Raw genomic sequence first — 4,558 nt, 5'->3', positions numbered from 1 at the left:
GTAATGGCGTTAAGTGTTCTAAAGAAGAACACCAACTTAACAGACGATCTTACTTCTACATCCTTAAAAAATAATCTACAAATACACATATATTAAAAAACCCCCACAACAGTGGGGGTTTTTGGTTATTTAGGACTAAACCATGTCTTAATAATTCCTACATCTAACATTTTGACATATTCATTCCTTTTATCGATTATTTTCCCTGTTTTAACACTGTTTTTTGCCTTAATCCCCTTGTATGCATTCATTTGTGGCTAATATCAATAAGCCCCATTAATTAATCCTCCCTACGCTTTAAGAAGCGTACCCCCCCCTCAAAAATTTAAAATTAAGAACAACCCACAGTAATCTGTTATTGCTATAATTAATTACTGATCCTAAATCTTAAAACCAAGAGCCATGAAAAAAAATACAAAAAAATGGTCTTTAAAGTGTAACAATGCCTGCCTTGCAATTCTGCTTTTATTAAGCACTACTATTTATGGACAAGACCTCGTCCAGTGCGGTGCCGATGCATATTTTCAAACTATTAGACTACGTCAAAATATTCCTGGTGAAGGACAAAATGGAGACTTTGCACTTTACAAAGTAGATCCGATTGCAGTAACTTTTGAATTTATAGCAAATTTATCAGTATCAGATGGTCCTGATGATTATGCCATTCCAAGCAGTTCTTCTGTAAATTCACTTGGTGTGAATCCTGATGACAATCAGTTTTATTTTATTAATCCGTCGTCTCCATATCAATTCTATCGAATGAGCGGAACAGGACAAGTAACCTATCTAGGAAACTTAACTGGCGCTATAAGCGGTTCTAATGTAGCGGGTGTATTTGATAAAGAAGGTAATTATTATGTCACTGGAGGTTCTAAGAAATTATTTCAGGTCGACTTAAACACCCTTGAAACCACTCTTGTGATGAGCACAGGAATTAATGTTTCTGACATTGCTATTAATCCTGATAACGATCTTATTTACGGTTGGGATCAAGGAAAACGTCAGTTAAATACCTTTGATATATTAAACCAGACTGTATCTGTTATTGGTCCAGAAGCTAATACAAGTGAATTTGGAACCTTTGGAGCCTTATATTTCCTACCAAGCGGTCAGTTAATTGGTTATGGTGATAACACTACCATCTCTGGTGGTCAGGAAGCTCTAGTAGATTTTAATCTACAAACTGGTGTCGTAACACAATTAGGTACTGGACCTTCAGTGTCAGTTAATGACGGTGCATCATGTCCTTTTACATTAGCAATTGACAAAGATGGTCCAGAAACCGCCGGCTTAAATACAACGATAACCTACACATTTAAAATCTTTAATCGTACAGCTCAAACCCTACACAACATCTTTTTCCAAGATGTCCTTCAAGATGGTCTTGTATTCAATTCAGAACCTTACAATATCTCAACCGAAATGACCATTTTTGGAACAAGTAACGGGCAAACACAAACGGACTTAGTTTTAAATAATATTCCTATCGGTATTTCTACATTTCAAATTGATGTTTTTATTAATTGTGATTTTCCGGATGAACAGATTATGAATCAAGCCATTATTGGTATTGACAATTTAGACAATCCCATATCTTCAAACGATACAGATACCGCCGTTATTGGCGACCCTACTGGAACTGGAATTCAACCTTTAGAGTTAGTTTTTCCAGAAGAAGTAACTATTGAAGGGTGTACAGAAGTAGCTTTGACTAGTGAGACTTCTGTCTTTAACTTTAACACAGTTCAATCAGGTAATGTGGCTGAAGCTTTTAACAATGCTGAGAACTATGAGATTTTACCTAGTCTTGACAATGTGGTAGAACTTACTTACATAGACGCCATCAGCCCTGATAGCAATGCTTGTGGTGTAACTATTGAGCGTACATTTTCAGCAACTGATAATTGCGGAAGAAGTATTGAGGCTGTTCAGATAATAAAAGTAATTGATTCAGCAGCACCAATTGCAGAATCTATACCAGAAGAATTATCAATTAATTGTGAAGACTATGATGGAGAAGCTCCTATCACACCATTTACTGCACAAGACAATTGTAGTGGCGAGATTATAGGTGTTCCAACGGATACCATTTCAGATGGAGAATGTGGTAATGCATTTACAATAACGAGATCCTGGTCGTTTACAGATGATTGTGGAAATGAAGCTATTAGTGTTCAAACGATTAATGTGATAGATGTAACCCCTCCGGTTTTTGATTTACCACTACCTGGTGATATTACAGCAGATTGTAATGCCCTGCCGGATCTTACCTTATTATCAGCAACAGATAATTGTGGAGAAGTCACAGTTGAAGTAGTTGAATCACCTTCAGATGACGATTGTGCTATCATTAGAACTTGGACAGCAACAGACGCATGCGGTAATAGTTCTGAGTTTTCTCAAACCATTACAGTGATCGATGAGGAAGCTCCTGTTTTTGTGTTGACGGATGAAGAAGACGCATGTCACACCGAACTTGTAAATGGTGCTTTTGAGGCTATCCAGTTCAATGGAATTATTTCATTTGAACAAATTCAACAAGAGAATATTCCAGGCTGGAGTACTACGGCTACACACAATACCATTGAAATCCAGAGATCTGGTCAGGTCAATGGTACTTTTTCTCATAATGGTAATTTTCATTTTGAATTAAATGGGCAAGGACTGGATGATCTTTATCAATCATTTTGTACAGTACCTGGTGCTGAATTGACTGTTCAATTCTTCCATAAAAAACGTCGTGTTAATGATATTGTAGATTCGCTTGAGTTATTCGCAGGATCTGATCTTAATAATTTGACTTCTCTAGGCGTTTATTCCGTTACCAATGCTGATGGGTGGAAAGAAAATATAGTGTCTTATGTTGTACCAGAGGGTCAAGAGTCTACCATGATTCTTTTTCAGGCCTTGACAGGATCTACCCCTTCTGTTGGTAACTTGCTTGACGATATTTCTGTTTCGTCAGATCGAAATAACTTTGCGGAATTACCTCAAGATATTACTGTCAATTGTGATGAAATTCCTGAACCAGAAGTACTAACTGCTGAGGATAATTGTAATAATGTAACTGTGGTTTTTGAAGAAGAAACTGTACTTGAAGAGGATACTACAGAGTCTGACGAAACAAATACACAAGAAGTATGCTATGCTACTGAAGTTATTGATTACGGCCCTACTACAACATCAAGTGGCGGTTCTATTCCTGAAGATAGAACTGATCCAAACAAAGCCCTAGGCCAACCTGATGGTTCAAATGAACCTGGTGGATTTGTTTCACTTGGAATTGGAGGGAGTATTACATTGAAGATGGGTGGACCAATCTATGACGAAGCGGGTAATGACATCGCTATTGATGAAACCTCTTTTGGTCAGGACAACTGCTCAGGAAATAATAATGAAAATGCCCTAATTGAGGTTTCTCAAGACGGAAATACATGGGTTAGTTTAGTTGAAATCTGCCGAGATGAAGATGTAGATATCAGCGGTGCAGGATTGGAATTTGTTTTATTCATAAGAATTACAGATACTACAACTGGTGGCGGAGATGGATTTGACGTAGATGGGGTCAGTACTTTAAATGGATGTGGTTCTAGCACTACACCGACAAATAATCAATGTAGCAGCTATAATATTGTAAGAACTTGGACAGCAGAAGACTTCTGTGGAAACTCGACTTCACATACTCAAACTATTACTGTCATTGATAATGAAGCACCAGTATTTAATGAAAACTTACCGTCCGACATAAGCGTTGAATGTGATGCTATACCAAATGCAGTAAACTTAACAGCATTTGATGCTTGTAGTGATGCTACCGTTGAATTTGAAGAAGTTATTACTGATGGTACCTGTTCTTATGAAATTGTTAGAATTTGGACAGCAAGTGATGCCTGTGGTAACGAAAGAGAACATGTTCAAACAATTACTGTAATTGACGAAACTGCTCCGGTATTAGAGAGTGATCTTGAAACCAATATAAGCGCAGAATGTGGTGAAATACCAGAAGTACCAGAATTAGTATTTTCTGATAGTTGTTCTGAGAATATAGAAGTTGTGTTCACTGAAGATGATAGTCAGTCTAATACTTTTAATGATTTTGAAATTTTCAGAACGTGGACTGTAACTGACGAATGTGGGAATTCAGCAGAATATACTCAAACAGTTAGTGTTCAAATTGTTAACACTATTGAGGCCTTTGACTCAAGAATTTGTAATGTAGATGGCCCCGTTGATCTATTCAACTTCCTTCAAGGTGAATTTGATACTAATGGTGTTTGGACAGTAGTTGATGGAGATCCAAGCTTGTTAACTGGAAGTGTATTTGACCCAGGTAGCATTGAAGAAGATTCAGTTTATACCTTTAACTACGCTCTCACTGATGTATCGTGTCCTGTTGAAAGAAATCTGAATATTACAATTGACAATTGTGTGGTTCTTTCTTGTGGTGCAGAAGATGTGATTATCTCAAAGACTGTAACAGCCAATGGCGATGGTCTTAATGATGTCTTTAGAGTAAGTGGTATTGAGGATTGTGGGTTTGTAATTGAAGTTCAGCTTT

General features: G+C 37.1%; 1 protein-coding gene. It reads left to right on the top strand.

The window, feature by feature from the left end; all coding sequences use genetic code 11:
* Window positions 1–402: 402 nt before the first annotated feature.
* Window positions 403–4,558 (top strand): HYR-like domain-containing protein (locus DN064_RS14030; RefSeq protein WP_449441486.1); only part of this gene is annotated, 4,156 nt, incomplete at its 3' end.

The sequence above is a fragment of the Winogradskyella aurantiaca genome, assembly GCF_003362725.1.
In the GTDB taxonomy this organism is placed as follows: Bacteria; Bacteroidota; Bacteroidia; order Flavobacteriales; family Flavobacteriaceae; genus Winogradskyella_A; species Winogradskyella_A aurantiaca.
The sequence above is the reverse complement of the archived record's forward strand: the minus strand, read 5'-3'. Positions and strand labels throughout refer to the sequence as shown.